General features: G+C 72.2%; 12 protein-coding genes and 2 pseudogenes. 8 read left to right on the forward strand and 6 right to left on the reverse strand.

What is annotated here, in order from left to right:
* Window positions 1-49: 49 nt before the first annotated feature.
* From WMF45_RS13115 to ribB, 4 genes and pseudogenes are all read left to right on the forward strand, one after another.
* The gene (locus tag WMF45_RS13115) at window positions 50-1291 is read left to right on the forward strand and encodes a methyltransferase (RefSeq protein WP_437717245.1); all 1242 of its coding nucleotides are present in this window, start codon (window positions 50-52) and stop codon (window positions 1289-1291) included.
* Window positions 1292-1429: 138 nt separating this feature from the next.
* Window positions 1430-2497: an ABC transporter substrate-binding protein gene (locus WMF45_RS13120; protein ID WP_437717246.1), complete on the forward strand. Its 1068-nt coding sequence runs from the start codon at window positions 1430-1432 to the stop codon at window positions 2495-2497.
* Between the two features lie 87 nt (window positions 2498-2584).
* Window positions 2585-2710, forward strand: a pseudogene (locus tag WMF45_RS13125) (aldo/keto reductase); the annotation flags it as partial.
* 125 nt (window positions 2711-2835) lie between these two features.
* On the forward strand, window positions 2836-4005 hold the full coding sequence (ribB, locus tag WMF45_RS13130; protein ID WP_437717247.1) for a 3,4-dihydroxy-2-butanone-4-phosphate synthase: 1170 nt from the start codon (window positions 2836-2838) through the stop codon (window positions 4003-4005).
* Window positions 4006-4288: 283 nt separating this feature from the next.
* Here ribB and WMF45_RS13135 read toward each other — a convergent pair.
* Window positions 4289-4495 (reverse strand): annotated as a pseudogene (locus WMF45_RS13135) (integrase core domain-containing protein); the annotation flags it as partial.
* A gap of 6 nt (window positions 4496-4501) precedes the next feature.
* Window positions 4502-6382 (reverse strand): cytochrome c3 family protein, encoded by a 1881-nt coding sequence (locus WMF45_RS13140; protein WP_437717248.1) that lies wholly within the window; start codon window positions 6380-6382, stop codon window positions 4502-4504.
* 204 nt (window positions 6383-6586) lie between these two features.
* On the opposite strand from WMF45_RS13140, the gene WMF45_RS13145 reads away from it, so the two are divergent.
* On the forward strand, window positions 6587-7012 hold the full coding sequence (locus WMF45_RS13145) for a bleomycin resistance protein (protein WP_437717249.1): 426 nt from the start codon (window positions 6587-6589) through the stop codon (window positions 7010-7012).
* 157 nt (window positions 7013-7169) lie between these two features.
* On the opposite strand, the gene WMF45_RS13150 is transcribed toward WMF45_RS13145, so the two are convergent.
* Window positions 7170-10028 (reverse strand): TonB-dependent receptor domain-containing protein, encoded by a 2859-nt coding sequence (locus WMF45_RS13150; protein ID WP_437717250.1) that lies wholly within the window; start codon window positions 10026-10028, stop codon window positions 7170-7172.
* Between the two features lie 55 nt (window positions 10029-10083).
* Window positions 10084-11889 (reverse strand): protein kinase domain-containing protein, encoded by a 1806-nt coding sequence (locus tag WMF45_RS13155; protein WP_437717251.1) that lies wholly within the window; start codon window positions 11887-11889, stop codon window positions 10084-10086.
* A gap of 311 nt (window positions 11890-12200) precedes the next feature.
* Here WMF45_RS13155 and WMF45_RS13160 point away from each other — a divergent pair, with 311 nt between their 5' ends.
* Together WMF45_RS13160 and WMF45_RS13165 are read left to right on the forward strand one after the other, a co-directional pair.
* The gene (locus tag WMF45_RS13160; protein WP_437717252.1) at window positions 12201-12635 is read left to right on the forward strand and encodes a YeeE/YedE family protein; all 435 of its coding nucleotides are present in this window, start codon (window positions 12201-12203) and stop codon (window positions 12633-12635) included.
* A complete protein-coding gene (locus WMF45_RS13165; protein ID WP_437717253.1) occupies window positions 12632-13126 on the forward strand; it encodes a DUF6691 family protein in 495 nt (164 codons plus the stop codon). Before WMF45_RS13160 ends, WMF45_RS13165 begins: the two co-directional genes overlap by 4 nt.
* A 93-nt stretch (window positions 13127-13219) precedes the next feature.
* Here WMF45_RS13165 and WMF45_RS13170 read toward each other — a convergent pair whose 3' ends face one another.
* Window positions 13220-14368 (reverse strand): amidohydrolase family protein, encoded by a 1149-nt coding sequence (locus tag WMF45_RS13170; protein ID WP_437717254.1) that lies wholly within the window; start codon window positions 14366-14368, stop codon window positions 13220-13222.
* Between the two features lie 132 nt (window positions 14369-14500).
* Between WMF45_RS13170 and WMF45_RS13175 the strand changes: the two genes are divergently transcribed.
* A complete protein-coding gene (locus WMF45_RS13175; protein WP_437717255.1) occupies window positions 14501-15148 on the forward strand; it encodes a hypothetical protein in 648 nt (215 codons plus the stop codon).
* Window positions 15149-15210: 62 nt separating this feature from the next.
* On the opposite strand, the gene WMF45_RS13180 is transcribed toward WMF45_RS13175, so the two are convergent.
* Window positions 15211-16404: a PAS domain-containing protein gene (locus WMF45_RS13180; protein WP_437717256.1), complete on the reverse strand. Its 1194-nt coding sequence runs from the start codon at window positions 16402-16404 to the stop codon at window positions 15211-15213.
* Between the last annotated feature and the right edge of the window lie 190 nt (window positions 16405-16594).

Raw genomic sequence — 16594 nt, forward strand, 5'->3', positions numbered from 1 at the left:
CCTGGCGCGGCGCGGATCCGGTAGTCCTCGCCCCGCCTCCGGCTCGCGCATGCCCCCGTCGATCACGCCTCCCTCCGTCGCCCAGCGCCTCGCGCGCGCCCTCGAGGTGCTCGTGCCGGCGCTCGACATCGTCGAGGCCCGCGTCGACGAGGGACCGCCGCCGGCCTGGTGCGAGGCGCGGGGCTGGACGGGCTTCCTCCTGTCGCTCTCCGACGCCGAGCTGGCCCGCTGCGAGGCCGAGGGGCTCGCGGCGTGCATCGACGGCCTCGAGGGCGCGCCCCCGGGCCTCGTGGCCCTGGCGCGGGCCGCGGACGAGGCGGCCAGGCTGCCGCGGCGACCGGTCCAGCCGCTCCCGCCGGCGTCGCTGGACGAGCTGCGGGCGGTGCCGGCGCGCAAGCGGCTCCAGCTGGAGGCCCTGCTCGGCGCGGTGGCGCCGATGGCCGCCCGCGCCCGCCGCCTCGTCGACGTGGGGGCGGGGCACGGCCACTTCACCCGCCTCGCCGCCGCGCGCTTCGACCGCGATGCCGTCGGCCTGGAGCGCGAGCCCGACCGCGTGGCCACGGCCTCCGCGCTGGCTGCAGGGGGGCGGGCGCGCTTCGTGGCGTTCGACGCCTTCGAGCAGGCGCTGGCGTTCGCTCCGGACGACCTGGCGGTCGGCCTGCACGCCTGCGGCGAGCTCGGGGACCGCACGGTGACGGCGGCGGCCGAGGCGCCCTGCGACCTCGCGCTCGTCTCGTGCTGCCTGCAGAAGATCGGCGCGCCGGCCCGCGCCCCGCTCTCGGCCGCGGCCAGGGCGGCGGGGCTCGTCCTGAAGCGCGAGGCGCTGGGGCTCACCAACCTGACGGCGCGCCCGGCGGGGGTCGAGGCCAGCCTGGACGAGGAGCTTCTGGCCCGCGAGCGGCGGCACGCGCTGCTGTCGCTGCTCCGCGGCCGCGGGCTCGACGTCGCGTTGGGCGAGGAGATGCGCGGGATCAACCGGCGGCGCGCGCACGGCGGGCTGCGCGAGCTCGCGGCGAGGGCGCTCGCGCTGCGGGGCCTCGACCCGGCGACCGAGGCCGAGCTCCGCGAGCGCGAGGTCGCGGCGCGCGCGGCGTTCGGCCAGATGCGCCGGCTCACGCTGCCGCGCGCGCTCCTGGCCCGGCTCACGGAGGTCGCGGTCGCGCTGGATCGCGCGATGGCCCTCGGCGAGCGAGGGCACGAGGTCGAGGCGGCCATCGTGTTCGAGCCCGAGGTGACGCCGAGGAACGTCGCGATCTTCGCGAGCGCCCGGCCGGGAGGGCTCGGCGGCTGACGCGGCGCCGCGTGGGCCGCGTGGGCCGCTCGCCAGCAGCCCTGCGGATCGGGTGCTTCCCTGGCAACAGCGCCGCCTGGCAGACCCTTGATTCCAAGCATTTCATCGAATGGCACGCACGGTGCATATCACGGCGCCATGCAAAGACGTCAGTTCTTGGGAGGCGCCGCAGCAGCGGTGTCGGCAGCGCTTCTGGCAGGCAGGGCCCGGGCCGCCGGGCCCAGCGTGATCCGCGTCGGGGTGCCCGGTGTCGGCGTGGGCAATCGCCCCGTCACCGGAGGAAGCTTCTTTTCCCTCTTGCACCTCCAGGGGACCCTGGCCGAGGAGTTCAAGAAGGACGGCATCGAGGTGAAGTGGAACTTCTTCCGCGGCGCCGGCCCCGCCGTGAACGAGGCGGTCGCGAACAACCTGCTCGACATCTGGACCCACGGTCACCTGCCTTCCGTCGTCGGTCGGGCGAGCGGCCTCAAGACGCGGCTCCTGGCCAGCGCCAGCCGGCGCGGACACGCCTACCTCGTGGTGCCCGCCGACTCGCCGATCACCGGCGTCAAGGATCTGCGCGGCAAGAAGGTGGCCTTCCAGAAGGGCACGGCCTCGCAGCTTTCCGCGAACCGGATCCTCGAGGGCCACGGGCTGAGCGAGAAGGACATCCGGTCCATCAGCATGGATGCCTCCACCGCGAAGGCGGCGATCGCCACGAAGGACATCGACGCGGTGTTCGGCGGCACCGACTACCTCTCGCTGCGCGACCAGGGGATCGGGAAGGTCGTCTACACGACGAAGGGGGATTCCCCGACCTACCCGAGCAATTCAGGCATCATCGCGCGGGAGGACTTCATCAACGAATACCCCGACGTCGTGCAGAAGATCATCACGCTCGCGGTGAAGTCCGCGTCGTGGCTCGCGGACGAGAAGAACCGCACGCAAGCATTCCAGCTGTGGTCGAAGTCGGGCACGCCCTTCGCGAACTACAAGGAAGCGCAGCAGGGCGAGGACATGAAGCAGAACGCCAGCCCGTTGCTCGACGAGTACGCCATCGCCCGGTACAAGTCGGCGGTCGCCGACTCGAAGAAGTACGGCCTGATCAGGAGCACGTTCGAGGTCGAGCCCTGGACCGATCGGCGCTTCCTCAACCGGGCGCTGAAGGACACCGGACTCGAGTGCTTCTGGGCCGAGTGGGACGCGAACGGCAAGCCGAAGGGCTGACGGCCCGGGGGCGCGGGCCGCGTGGCGCGGCCCGCCCGCCGGCGCCGGCGACTCGCTGGATCCCACAACGCTGCAAGGAATGACCTGATGGAGAAGAGGCGGATTGGATCGCTCGAGGTGTCCGTCGTGGGCCTCGGCTGCAACAACTTCGGCGGCCGGATCGACGAGCAGAGGACGGCGGCGGTCGTCGGCGCGGCGCTCGACGCCGGCATCGCGCGACGTCGCCGGAGCAGGTGCACGCGAACGCCGCCGCCGTGGGCTTCCGGCTGACCGGGGCCGATCTGTGAAGAGATCGATCGACTGGCGCCGCTCCCGGCCCGCTGAGCGAAGAGGAATCCATGGCTGTTTCGACATCCACGTTGCGTGTTCAGGCTGCCGTCGAGCAGCTCCAGTCTGGCGGAATGGTGATCCTCGTCGACGACGAGGCGCGCGAGGACGAGGGAGATCTCATCGTCCTGGCGGAGCACGCGACGCCGGCCACCATCAATTTCATGGCGACCCACGGCCGTGGGCTGATCTGCCTCGCCCTCACCGAAGCTCAGGTGGACCGCCTCGGGCTGCCGCTCATGGCGACCCGGCCCGGCGCGCGCCGGTCGACGGCGTTCACGGTGAGCATCGAGGCGCGCGAGGGCGTCACGACCGGCATCAGCGCCCGCGACCGGGCGCGCACCGTCGCGGCCGCGATCGCGCGGGACGCGTCGCCGCGAGATGTCGTGTCGCCAGGGCACGTGTTCCCGCTGCGGGCGCGCCGAGACGGGGTGTTCGAGCGCGAGGGGCACACCGAGGGCGCGGTCGACCTGGCGCGGCTCGCCGGGGCGCTGCCGGCGGCCGTCATCTGCGAGATCCTGAATGACGACGGGACGATGGCGCGGCGCCGGGACCTCGCGCGCTTCGCGGCGCGGCAGGGGCTGCCGCTCGTCTCTATCGACGACCTCATCCGCCACCGGGTGCGGAGCGAGGACGTCGCCACGCGCGTCCGGAGCGCCCCGTTCCGGCCCGCAGGCCTGAGCGGCGAGTGGCGGGCGCACACGTACACGCTACGTCGCGAGAGGCAGCTGCTCCTCCTGACGCACGGCGCGCCGGCGCACGCCGGCGACACTGCCATCGTGTACACCCACCGCGCCGCGCTCGTCTCGGACCTCCTCGGCGACGCTCATCTGTTCGACGCCCTGCGAGACATCGAGGCTGCCGGCGCCGGCGCGGTCGTCTATGTGCCCCCGCCGGCCGAGTCGACCACCGCGGGAGCCGACGTCACCATGGGACTCGAGCTCGCCGTGGCCGCGCGCGAGCTCGTGGCGCTCGGGGTTCGCCGGGCGACGCTCCTCGACTCGAGGGCGCCCCGGCCCGACGGGCCGAAGAAGGAGATCGACCTCGAGACGGGCGAGCCTGTGACGCAGGTGGGGGGCCACGGCGCGCCGCCGCCGCGGCGCGGGCGGGCAGGGATTTCGGGGCATGGCGGCACCTCGTCGGTGATCCAACCCAGCGTGGATGTCTCCGTGGTGAGCTAGAGCGAAAAACGGGTTGAAACCACGAGAAAAAGCAGGAATTTCACAGGGAGGCGAGGAGGCGGGGAGCGAGAGACGGCAAGAGGGAGAAATTCATTTCTTTTTCTTCCTCCCCGCCTCCCCGCCTCCCTGTGAAAATTCTCCGGGTTTCAACGTGCTCGGTGTTCTAGTACTACAGCCGCACCTCGACATCGATCAGGTTGGACCCAGGATCCGCCTTTGGATCCGGGGGCGAGCGAGCTGCCAGCCGCGTTGGCGTGGGACGCAAAGGCACGAAGTCCGTCGTATGGAAGTTCTCGATGTAGTCGCCGATTGACGCGATGACGGCCGCTCGCGTGGGGTAGCGCTCCTCCTCGACCAGTTCCACCTTCAGCGTCGCGAAAAAGCTTTCGGCCACGGCGTTGTCCCAGCAGTCGCCAGCGCGGCTCATGCTCGGGATGAGCCCATGCGACCCGAGCACTCCGCGGTAGTCGTCGCTGGCGTAGGGGCTACCGCTCGCTCAGGGCGAGGGGCGGCCCCGAGGGGCCGGCGCGGCCTTCAGCCAGAGCGCGGCCGCCGCGGCGATGGTGTCGCGCTCCCCGTCGAGGTCGATCGCGAGCGGCCGCCCCGCGGCCGCGGCCATCCCGTGCCCGACGACGTAGCGCGCCAACGGGTAGTCGTGGGTGAGCATGCCCGCGACCTTGGGGAGGGCCGGCGCGCCGATGCGCTCCAGCAGGGTCACCGCGGCGACCACCTGCTCGTGCGGGTGGCCGCGCGCGATCGTGGCCTCGAGGGCGTTCACCTGGAGGTCGGGCCCGTAGAGCGCCCGCAGCGCCTCCGCGCGGTAGCGCTTGCCCCACCACCGCTCCATGTCGCCGATCAGGCTCGCGACGCTCCGGTCCGCGTGGCACAGCGCGCACTCGATCGGTCGGTCGCCCTCGACGCGCGCGCGATCGGTCGGCGAGCCGACGCGGTGGTAGCGCGTGAGCTCGTAGGCGAGGCCGAGGTTCTTGCGGGGCATGTGGCACGCGAGGCACGCGCTGCCGGCGCTGTCCGGCGGGTGGTGCGTGTGCGCCTGCAGCGCCGCCCCGCCCTGGTAGGCGGCGTGGCAGCGAACGCAGGTCGCGTTGCCCGCCACGGTCCCCATCCGCTGGAGCGCGCCGCGGTCGTCCTCGGCGTGCGGGTCGTGGCAGTCCACGCAGCTCATCGCGTTCGCGCAGCCGCCCAGCAGGAAATCGCGCGCCTCGCCCGAGTTGATCGAGCTCCCCCCGGCATCTCCGCTGCGGCGGCCGCCCTCCCAGGTGTACGGGTACACCGAGAGGAGCACGCTGTGGCAGCGTGCGCAGGCGCGGTTCAGCGCGGCCGCGCGCGTCGATGCCCGGCCCTCGGGCTCCCGCACGGCGAGGAGCTGGCTCTGTACCTCGAAGCTCGGCCGGCGGGTCTGGTCGCGGGCGTGCTCGGCGCAGCCGTTGTGGCACGACTCGCACCCGATCCCGATCTCGATCAGATCGCCCTCGTCCACGTGCCGCAGCGACGCCTTGCGCGCCGCCTCGATGAGCGCGGGCAGCGGCTCGTCGTCCGGGGTGCCGCGCCGCGGGGCCGCGCCCTGGACGTGCCCGATCTCGTCCTCCAGCGCCCTCCGCAGCCCGTCCGGATCGGTCACGTCGAGCGTCCACCGGCGCGAGGCCGGCAGGAGCCGGTCCGGCACCGCCCCCTGGTAGGGCGCGCGCCGGTCGAGGAGGTCGTCGTAGAGGCTGGCGAGGTACGGCGCGGTGTTGTGGCAGTAGATGCACGTCTGCCGCCACGATGTGCCCGGCCGGAGCTCGCCCCGCTCCGGGACCATGACGGAGTAGCCCTTGTACCGCCACGTCTTCTCGGAGATCAGCCACGACACCGGCATGACCGGCTCGGCGCGCGGATCGCCCGCGGGGCGATCGTGAGGGCCCACGCCGGTCACCTCGACGCCGACGTAATCCTCCCGGTAGCGCCCGCCGATGACCTTGGTGATGCGAAAGATCTGCTCCCCGCGCGACGCCCTGGCGAGCCGGATGTACCGCTGGCCGCCGTGCGTCTCCATGGTGGCCGTGTCGCCCTTGAACGAGAAGGTCGCGCCGTCGAAGGGCGCCTGGATTTCCTGCGGGCCCGCGCTCCGCGTCATCCGGTGCATCGGCGACCGGCGCCACGCCTCGTGGATCTCCGCGTGGCATGCCGCGCACGCCGCGGAGCCTGCGTAGTCTTGCCGCAGCAGGTTGCTCGCCTGCGCCGAGGGCGGGGGCGACGCCGAGGGCGGAGGCGACGGCGAGCGCTGAGGGCCGGGCGAGAGCGCGGCCGCGCACCCGGCGAGCGAAAGCGCGCCGGCGAGCGCCCACGTCCAGCGGCCGGCGGAGAGGTCGAGATCCACGGTGCCAGTCCAGTACTACAGCCGCACGTCGGCGCCCACCGAACGAGCTGGGCGCCACCGGTGTGCGGACGAGCCAGGCGTCAGCATCGTCCGCCCGCGCATCGAAATCCGCGGAGGTTTCGCGATGTGCGGCTGTAGTACTAGGCTCTGCCCGATGAACCGCCGCTCCGCTCGATCCATCGGTCGATCTCGAGGGGAAGGACGATGAGCGGGCAGAAGCTCATACCGGAGCTCGACGTGGCGGATCTCGGCGCCTCGCTCCGTTTTTACGTTGGTGTCATCGGCTGCACGCTGCGGTACGAGAGGCCCGAGGAGAGATTTGCCTTCATCGACCTCGAGGGCGCGCAGCTCATGCTGCAGGAGGCGGCGGGGCCGGGCCGCAGGTTCCGCACCGCGCCGCTGGAGCATCCTTACGGACGCGGCGTCAATTTTCAGATCGAGGTCGCCGACGTCACGCCGCTGTACGAGCGCGTGCGCGCAGGCGGCTTCCCGATCGTGATCCCCTTCGAGGAGAGGTGGTACCGCGAGGGCGACATGGAGCTCGGCAACCGCCAGTTCGTCGTCGCCGACCCCGACGGCTATCTCCTGCGGTTCTTCACGGACCTGGGCCGGCGCCCTCTGCGCTCTTGATCGCTCTCGCGCGGGCGAAGAGAGATTTCAACGCAAAGACGCAAGGGCGCAAAGACGGAAAAATACAAAGAATCTGCTCTTTTTTGCGACTTTGCGTCTTTGCGTCTTTGCGTTCCATTCTCTCTCCGGATCCCTGGCCGGACCTCCAGCGGCGAACCTAGGGATAGCTGACGGTGATCTCGGCGAGGAAGGTCCTGCCGTTCTGCCGGCTCGTGGCCGAGAGGTAGCTCTCCGCGGCCGGGTAGTCGTACCGCGTGTCCATCGCGTTGTAGATGCCGATCACATAGCGGCTGTGGAAGCGCTGGAGCTCCCCGGACACCGTGAGGTCCGCGACGATCGCGCCCGCTGTCTCGTCGGCCGAGCTGCGGCCGATGCGCCGGGGCGCCTCCACGTTGATCCGGAGCCCCGCGGCGGCGAGCCGCTCCACCACCGGGACGACGCCGCGAAACGAAGCGAGGTGCTCCGGCGCGTTGATCAGCCGCTCGCCGCGCCTGAGCTCGCCGCGCTGGTAGCCGTACGTCGCCGCGAGCATCCAGCCCTGGCGCCACTCGCGGCGGAGCTCGACGTCACCCCCCGCCACGAAGGCGTCTCGACGGCTGTTCACGTAGCGCACAACGCCGGGCACGCCGGGCCTGTCCTCGGCGGAGGTGATCCGGTCCGACAGCTTGCTCGCGTGAACGGCGCCGAGCGCCGTCCAGTCGTCGCCGAGGCGCTGCGAGTACTCGATCTCGGCGGAAGCGATGGACTCCGGCTTGAGCACGAGGCCCCGGTCGGGGTCGACGGCGGGCACCTGCGTCTTGCCGTCGGTGTAGAACTGCTCGGAGATGCTCGGGGCGCGGAAGGCGCGCCCGCCCATGATCTTCAGGACCCCTCCCGGCGCGGGCCGGAGGATGACCGCGGCGCGCGGCACGACGATCGGCGCGAACGTGCTGTAGACGTCGAGGCGCGCGCCCCACGAGAGGCGGACCCACGGGGCGGGCGAGCTGTCGAGGATGAGGTAGCCGGCGCCGAAGCGGTACGGCACGGGCTTCGTGCGCGCGCGGCCGTCCGCGAACACGCTGCTCAGCGTCGCCTCGGGGTGCGCCTGCACCTCGCCGCCGCCGGTGACCCTCAGCCAGGGGAGCGGCGTCCACGCCGCCCTGAGCTCGCCGCCCAGCCAGGTGCCGTGCTGCTGCTCGAAGATCGTCCCCTCGTCGAACGCGTAGGCGCCGTGCCAGACGAAGCGGTTCACGTGGGCGCGCGCCATGAGCTGCAGGTCGGGCGTGAGCCGCGGCTCGAAGCGCACCTCGGCCATCATGTGCGCGTCCTCGTAGCTCGTCCCGAGGTCGTTGAGCCGCGTGCCCACGTAGCCGATCGGGACGAGCTGCTCGCGCGCGTGGTACATCCACTGCGCCGTGAACGGCCCGTACCAGGCGCGCCCGGACGTGCCGCCGGCCCGGAAGGTCTCGGCGCGCTCGGCGATCTGCACGCGCGGGCCCTCGCCCGGGTCCCGCAGCGCCACCGGGACGTCGAACCCGTCGGAGCGCGCCCCGGAGACGCTCGCCTGCACGCCCGCGTCCCTGCGGGCGTTGTAGTGGAACCCGGCGCGCGCGTGGCCCACGCCGTCGTAGTAGGTGCCGGCCGCCGCGTGCGCGCTCGTGGGCTCGTCGCGCCCGCGCGGGACGAGGTTGACGATGCCCGAGAGCGCGCCCGTGCCGTAGAGCAGCGAGCCAGGGCCGCGGACGACCTCGATGTGATCCACGTCGTGGAGGTCGTCGCGCGCGTCGGAGCCCACGAACGAGGCGTTCAGCACGTTGTCGTTCGTCGAGTGGCCGTCGGAGAGGACGAGGAGCCGGTTGCCGTAGTCGAGCGGCTCGCCGAGCCCGCGGATCCCGGCCGAGTAGACGACGTGATCGTTCGAGAGATAGATGCCGCGCGTGCCGCGCAGCGCCTCGGCGATGGTCGGGTACCCGAAGGCGCGCAGCTCGTGCTGCTCGATGACGCTGATCGATGCGGGCGCGTCCTCCAGGCGCTCGAGGACGCGCGAGGCCGACGACACCTCCCGGAGCGGCGCCAGCGTGACGTCGCGCAGCTCCGCCTGCTGGCCGGCGGTCACCTCGATCGTCCGCTCGACGGGCGTGAAGCCCCGCAGGCTGACGCGGACGCGGCGCCGGCCCACGGGGACGCCCTGGATCACCGACGGCGTGAAGCCCATGGGGCGGCCGTCGATCTCGACGAGGGCGTCGGGCTCGTCGGCGCGCACGAGGATCGAGCCGGTGAGCGGGCTGAGCGTCGCCGTGATCGGCACCGTCTCGTGCGCGGCGACGGTCAGCGGCTGCGGCGCCGCCTCGAAGCCCGGGCGCGAGAAATGGAGCACGTGGCGGCCCGGCGGCAGATCGAGATCGCACGGGGCGGTGCAGGCGGGCGGCGCGCCCTCGTGATCGACGTGCACCGTGGCCTCGCTCGCGCCGCGCACGTCCACCCGCACGGTGCCGACGATGCGGCGGAGCACGATGAGGACCTCCTTGCTCTGCCCCAGCTTCACCGGGACGTCGTCCACGGCCACGGGCTCGTAGCCCGCGAGCTCGACGAGGATCCGGTAGCGCCCCTCGGACATGGCGAGCCGGCGCGGCGCGGTGCCGCGCGCGCCGAGGTCCTTGCGATCGACGTAGATCCTGGCCCCCGGCGGCGACGTGACGATCTGGAGCACGGCCACGCGCGGCGCGATCCGCTGGAGCGCGGCCTGGAGCTCGGCGACGACCTCCGGGTCGGCCTCGCCCTCGAGCGCGTCGTCGTAGTACCTGTGCGCGTCCGCGAAGCGGCCCAGCTCCTCGTAGGTGAGCGCGATGTTGAAGACGACGTTGCGGTTCGGCACGAGCCGGTTCGACGCGAGGAAGTGCTCGAGGGCCGTCTGGAACTGCCCCTGCTTGTAGAGGTCGCGGCCCAGGTCGAAGTGGAGGTCGGCCTCGTCGGCCTGGCCCTCGCCGTCGGCGCGGGCGGCGGGGGCCTGGAGCAGGGCGCCTGCGAGGAGGGGCACCGCGGCGAGCCTCCACCGGCGAGCGCGCGTGCTCGAGGGCGCTCGACGCATGCCGCTAGCGGTGCTCGCGCAGGCGCGTCGCCTTGGTCGGCGCCGGCTCGCTGCTGGCCGGGTACGGCGACGACGGCGCGAGCACCGCGCGCGGGCGGCCCGCCCTCGCCGAGCCGAGCGGCGCGAGCGCGGCGCCGGCCGTGGCGAACCCGCTCCCCGCGGCGGCCGCCGCGGCCGTGGGCGGCGAGGTGGCCTCCGACGGCGGGAGGGACGAAGGCCCGGGATCCTCGCGCGAGGGCGCAGGAGGCTCGCCCTGCGCCGGCACGACCTGCGAGGCCGCCTCGCCGGCGGGCGGCGCGCCCGCGGCCGGCGCCGCGCCGCGCCCGAGCCACGCTGTCGCCGCCATGCCCCCGAGGAGCGCGACGAGCGCCGCCGCCGCGAGGGGCGCGATCAGGCTTCGCCGGCGCCGCCCCTGTGGATCCCCCGCGGCGCCGCGCTCGCCCCGTCTGGACGGCGCCGCCGTCGGCGCCAGCGATTCATCCGGTGGCAACGTGTGCACGGACGGAGGTCCGGCCTCCGGCGGCTGCGCGGGCGGCACCGACGGCGAGGCCGCGGCGGTGAGCGTGAGAGGAACGGCGGACACCCGCGCGGGCGGCACCGACGGCGAGGCCGTGGCGGTGAGCGTGAGAGGCGCGACGGACACCCGCGCAGGCGGCATCGATGGCGAGGCCGCCGTCGCGAGGCCGGGTGGAGCGATGGACGCCCGCGTGGGCGGCATCGAGGGCGCGCGCTCCTTCGGCTGCCCGCTCAAGCTGTGCCGGGACCCACGCGTTGGGCCGATCGGCCCGGTCAGGGTCTCGGCTTCCTCGTCGGTGGCCCGCGGGCGATCCGGCGGCGGCGGCGCGTCGACGGCCTCGTTCCCCATCGCCCTGCGCAGGATGCGCGCCACCGTCTGGCGCGCGGACTCCGACGCGAGCGGCTCGAGCAGCGTGGCCAGCTCGGCGATCGTCTGGGGACGGCGCGCTGGATCCTTCTCGAGGCACATCAGGATGATCCACTCGAGCGCGAGCGGGATCTCCGGCCGGTGGCTGCGCGGGGGCACGGGCACGTCGGTCACGATGCTCACGAACAGCGCCGAGACGGACTCGGTCTCGAACGGCAGCCGTCCCGTCAGGAGCTGATAGAGCGTCATGCCGAGCGCCCAGATGTCGCTGCGGGCGTCCACCGTCCGGGTGCTGCGGATGTGCTCCGGGGACATGTAGCGGGGAGAGCCGAGCACCACGGCGGATGCGGTCAGCTGGGCGTTCAAGCCGAGCACGCCCTCCTCGGACGCCTTCGAGATGCCGAAGTCGAGCACCTTGATCAGGGTCGAGCCGTCCTTGCGGCTCGCGAGGAAGAGGTTGCCCGGCTTGAGGTCGCGGTGGACGATCCCGAGCGAGTGCGCCTCGGCGAGCGCCTCGCAGGCCTCGATCACGTAGCTGACCGCCTGCTCCACGGGCAGCGGGCCCCGCGATTCGAGCAGCGCCTCCAGATCGATGCCATTCAGGTACTCCATCACGAAATAGGGCAGATCGTCGTCGGTCTGCCCCACATCGATGACGCGGGCGATGTGCTCGCTGGCGATCGCCGCCGCGGCCTGCGCCTCCCGGAAGAAGCGCTCCGTGGCGCCGGGCGTGGTGCGCCCCTCGGGCAGCAGGAACTTCAGCGCGACGCGGTGGCGCAGCGAGATGTGGTGCGCCGCGACGACGATCCCCATGCCGCCGCGGCCGAGCACGCGCTCGACGCGGTACTTGCCGCCGACGACATCCCCGACGCGCGGAATCCTGCGCCATGAAGCCGGTTCCGCCGCGTCCGAGCCTGCGTGGGCCATCGGCCGTCAGTATACACCAGCACCTCTGGGACCCGGCACAATCTCGGCCGTCCGCCGGCGCCGTGTGTGATACGCCCGCTCCCAGCCCCACCCGCGCTGTCGGGCGGCGATCCAGGCGGGGTGTGGCGCCGCGCGCTCGCAGCAGCGGTGGCGCGGCGAGCGGTGGCGGACGCGGCAGGGGGCGCGCGAGCCGGCGGGGCCGGCCGAAATACGCCGAGCGGGCTCCGGCATTGCGCACCGCGTGGTGGTTCGTCTTCCGTGGATGACGCGCATTGCTATGCTGGCCACCGGTCTCTCAGCGAGGTCACATCGTGAATGAATTCACCGTGATAGGCCCCCTCCTCGGCGGCGCCCTCATCGGCCTGGGCGCGTCTCTCCTCCTGCTCTTCAACGGGAGGGTCGCTGGCATCAGCGGAATCGTCGGAGGGCTGCTCTTCCGGAAGCCAGGAGATACCGCCTGGCGCGCGGCGTTCGTCGCGGGCCTCCTCCTCGGCGGCCTCGCGCTCGTCGCCGCGCATCCGGTCGCCTTCCCCTCGGCGGGGGGCGGCGGCTCGCTCGGCCTCGTGATCGTGGCGGGGTTGCTCGTCGGCTGGGGCGCGCGGCTCGGCAACGGGTGCACGAGCGGCCATGGAGTCTGCGGCCTCAGCCGTCTGTCGGTCCGATCGCTCGTCGCCACGCTGACGTTCATCGCGACCGCGGCCATCAAGGTGTACGTCAGCCGGCACCTGCTCGGGGGGGCGCGATGAAGCAGGGCGCGGTCGCATTCCTCGCCGGCTTGCTGTTCGCCGTGGGCCTCGGCGTCTCCGGCATGACCCAGCCGTCCAGGGTCATCGGCTTCCTCGACGTGGCCGGCAGCTGGGACCCGAGCCTCGCGTTCGTGATGGCCGGCGCGATCTCCGTGCACTTCCTGGCTTACCGCGTCCTTCGCTGGCGGCGGCGCGGGGGCGGCGCCGACGCGGCCGGCCTTGCCCACGCGCCGCGGTTTCCCCTCCTGGCCGACCGCGCGCACATCCCGACCCGCGCCGACATCGACGCGCGCCTCGTGGCTGGCGCCGCGCTGTTCGGCGTCGGCTGGGGTCTCGCCGGGTACTGCCCTGGGCCGGCGCTCGTCTCGCTGGCGACCGGATCGAGCGCCGTGCTCGCGTTCGTCGCGGCGATGGCCGCCGGCATGGCGATCGAGCGTTTCGCCTCGACCAGGGCGAGGGTGGTGGAGACGAGCGAGCGGCCGATGGAGTGAACGGCAAATGAAACAACGCGTGTGACGCGCGGAACGGCGCACAACGCGTGTCGCGCCGGACGGAACATCGTGTGTCGCGCCGGGCGCCGAGCGTCACGGGTGCGCCGCGAGCCGATCGGGATCTGCAGGCCAGAGAAGGCGGCGCGCGTTGTCGCGGTAGATCTTCTGCAGCACGGGCGCGGGCAGGTGCATACCGTAGATCCTCCAGAACCCCTGGCGGCCGTTCGCGGCCTCGGTGCCGAAGTAGTCGTCCTCGGTCTCGAGGAAGCGCGCATAGACGTCGTAGCCCGCGGCATTGGCGCTCTTGAGGTCGGTGCCGAAGAGCACGCGGTCCTGGTAGCGCACGAAGAAGCGGTGCGCCGCGTGGGGCTGCCGGCCCAGCTCGCTGATGCTGGCCGACATGTCGACCTGCAGATTGGGGAAGCGATCGAGCCAGCCCGCGAGCTGCTTCAGGTCTTCGGACGAGCTGCCCATGTGCGCGCCAATGAAGGTGACGTCGGGGTGGCGTTCGATCACGCGGTTGCGCTCCTCGAAGAGCCGCGCGCGGGTTGGAAAGCGCGTCCGGTCTGCGAACGACCAGCTCGGGAACTCGCGCAGCTCGTGCCAGCGCTCGTTCTTCGCGTCCAGCGGGACGAAGAACGCCGCCGGGTCGGCCACGTGCCAGAGCACGGGCCGGCGGTAGCGCGCGCACGTGCGCCAGACCGGCTCGAGCTCCGGGCTGTCGAGCGCGACGCGCCGGCCCTCGGGCGTGCGCACCGTGAGCCCGAGCTCCTTGAAGATCTTCAGTCCCTTGGCCCCGGCCTCGAAGTCGGTCGCGAGCTGAGCGGCCACACGCTCGCCCCAGCCCGGCGCGCCCACGAGCGTGAGGTCGAGGTTGGCATAGGTCAGAAAGCGCCCTGGATAGGCGCGGTCGAAGCGCTCGAGCTCGCGCACCAGGCGCTTGCCCGAGAAGCCGTCGAGGTTGACGATCGTCTCGACGTGGAACGCGTCCATGCGCGCGACCTCGGCCGCCACGTCCACGACCCGGTGCAGGTGCGTGTGGACATCGATGGCGGGCACGGCCAGGTGGGTAATCGCGGTGCGCTCGAGCGCCAAGAGCGGTATGGGCTGCCAGTCCGCGAGCCGCAGCGCCGCGATGTCGGCGGGCTGCGACGGTGCGGCGCATGGCGCTGCCGGGCCGTGAGCGCACGCGGCTGGCAGGAGGAGAACGAGCAGGAGCGATGCGATGTCCGCGCGGGACATGAGGCGACCTCTGGACGCGAGCATGAGGGAGCATAGCGCTCAGGAGGCTGCTCTCGGCGAGGATCGCCTCGGCGCAGAGCAGCGAATTGGCATGATATGCTGCGGGGCGCAGGCGGAACGGAAGGAGGCAATGTGATTCGACTCCACGTGGCTCTTGGTTGCGCGGTCTTCATGGTCGCAGCGTGCGGCAACGATGTGCACGAGGCGGGCGCGACGGATGGTGCTGCCGGCAATGGCTCTGGCGCCACCGGTGGCGGCAGCGGTGCCGGCGGATCCGTCGCGAACAGCGGCGAGGGCGGCGCCGTCGGCTCGGCGGGAACGGCCGGTGCCGGTGGCGACCAGGGCGGCGCCGGGGGCAGCGTCGCGGGCGGGGGCGTGGACCACGCGGCCGACCCGTGTGGGGGAGCGTTACCGATCACGTGTGGCGATCGTTTGAATCACAGCACGACGAGCCAGGGGCGCGCGAACGTGTGGACGGGATACGGCCGGACCGCTCGTGCCGAGTCGGGGCGTGAGACGGTCTATGCCTTCTCCTCGACGACCGAGTGCATGATGGTCGCAAAGCTCGAGAACCTCGCGACGGACCTGGATCTCCTGCTGCTGTCCGCCTGCGACCCCATCCGGTCGAACGAGATGGCTTCCTCGACCCCGCTGGATCTCCAGACCGTCGAGACCGTGAGCTGGACGAGCGCGCCAGGCCAGACATCCTACCTGGTGGTGGACGGCTACGCCGGGGCCGAAGGCAGCTACACGATCTCGGTCGACTGCGCGTGTCGGTGATATGACCGCTCCCATCGCGCCGGTCCTGCCCGTCGCGCGGCGGTCAGCGAAGCGCTCCTCGGCTAGCGGGAGGGCGCTCCCCCGGCTGCCGCGTCGGCACGCGCCGGCGCGAGCTGCCTCTCCGCGCTCATCTTGCGGATGCAATGGCCGAGGGCAGCCCGAAGGTTCTGCTGGGTGGTGATCTGCGAGAGGTCGAGCCCCAGCGCGACCATCGTCTGGGCGACGTTCGGCTTGATGCCCGCCACGATGCCCTCTGCGCCGAGCAGCCGGATCGCAGTGACGAGCTCGATGAGGTGGCTCGCGACCTGCGTGTCCACCATCTCGACGCCGGTGAGATCCAGGATGGCGAAGCGCGCCTGCTTCTCGACGATGCGCCCGAGCAGGCTCTCCATGATATCGGCCGTCCGCACGCTGTCCATGATGCCCACCATCGGGAGCGTGAGCACGCCGCTCCACACCTCGATGATGGGCATCGACAGGGTGCGGATCACCTGCCGCTGGTTCTCGATCTGCTGGAGCTGCGACCGGAGCTCTGCCTCGGCGTTCTTCGCCTCCGTCACGTTGAGCGAGATCCCGAGCACCCCCTCGATCTCGCCGGCGTCCCCTCGGAACGGCACGACCCAGCTCTCCCAGTGATAGCCGTGCACCTCCTCGTAGGAGTGAGTCTGTTCTCCGACGAGCGAACGCCGCACGCTGTCGGTGATCGGGTAGCCTTTGTACAGCTCGAAGACGCTCATCCCGACGAACTGGTTCGGCTCGATGTTGCACTGCCTGAGGCCCTTGCCCTCGCTGAACAGCAGGACGCCCTCCCGGTCGGTCGTCCAGATGCCGATGGACACGTGCTCGGCGAGGTGGTCCAGGACGCGCGCCTTGAGGTTGCTGCGCGGGCTCGCCTCCGGGGTGCGGGTGAGGACGCCGCGGAGCGAGCCGTACACCGCGTCGCCCGACGGCGATCGGGTCGCGCTGCACGCGAGCGTCCTGCGGCCGCCGTGCGCGTCGCGGAAGCACACGGCCAGCTGCACGGGATCGCCGGACGCCCGCAGCCGGCCCCAGGCGGCCTCGAACGAGCTGGCATCGGCCTCATCGTCGACGAGCGACGCGAGCGTCGCCCCCCGCGCGGCGACCGGCCCCAGGGCGCGCTCCAGGGCGTCGCTGGTCCGCCGGAGCCGGCCATCCAGCTCTGCCACGAACAGCATGTCGGGACAGGACGAGAAGAACGCCTGGAGCGAGTCTACAGGAGATTCCGGGTCTGCCACATGACCTCCCGCCCTATGGCCGGCAACATCCCATGGTACTTATCAGAGGCCCATCGCTCATGTGAAGCGCGTTCGAGCGAGCATGCCGCGAGCCCGCCTGCCCCTGTCGGCTGGGGCACCGTGGGCTTGTCGCACCATGGAGGCTTCCCCCTGCCTGCGCCTCACGGCGCTCCTCGCAGGCGCCTGCGGA

This window comes from Sorangium sp. So ce448 (genome assembly GCF_051520915.1).
Classification (GTDB): Bacteria; Myxococcota_A; Polyangia; order Polyangiales; family Polyangiaceae; genus Sorangium; species Sorangium cellulosum_B.

What these genes read in the sequence shown, in the direction of transcription:
- WMF45_RS13145 (WP_437717249.1), top strand. Translation starts at nt 6,587, where the DNA reads ATGAGCGGGCAGAAGCTCATACCGGAGCTCGACGTGGCGGATCTCGGC.
- WMF45_RS13165 (WP_437717253.1), top strand. Translation starts at nt 12,632, where the DNA reads ATGAAGCAGGGCGCGGTCGCATTCCTCGCCGGCTTGCTGTTCGCCGTG.
- WMF45_RS13115 (WP_437717245.1), top strand. Translation starts at nt 50, where the DNA reads ATGCCCCCGTCGATCACGCCTCCCTCCGTCGCCCAGCGCCTCGCGCGC.
- ribB (WP_437717247.1), top strand. Translation starts at nt 2,836, where the DNA reads ATGGCTGTTTCGACATCCACGTTGCGTGTTCAGGCTGCCGTCGAGCAG.
- WMF45_RS13155 (WP_437717251.1), bottom strand. Translation starts at nt 11,889, where the DNA reads ATGGCCCACGCAGGCTCGGACGCGGCGGAACCGGCTTCATGGCGCAGG.
- WMF45_RS13120 (WP_437717246.1), top strand. Translation starts at nt 1,430, where the DNA reads ATGCAAAGACGTCAGTTCTTGGGAGGCGCCGCAGCAGCGGTGTCGGCA.
- WMF45_RS13170 (WP_437717254.1), bottom strand. Translation starts at nt 14,368, where the DNA reads ATGTCCCGCGCGGACATCGCATCGCTCCTGCTCGTTCTCCTCCTGCCA.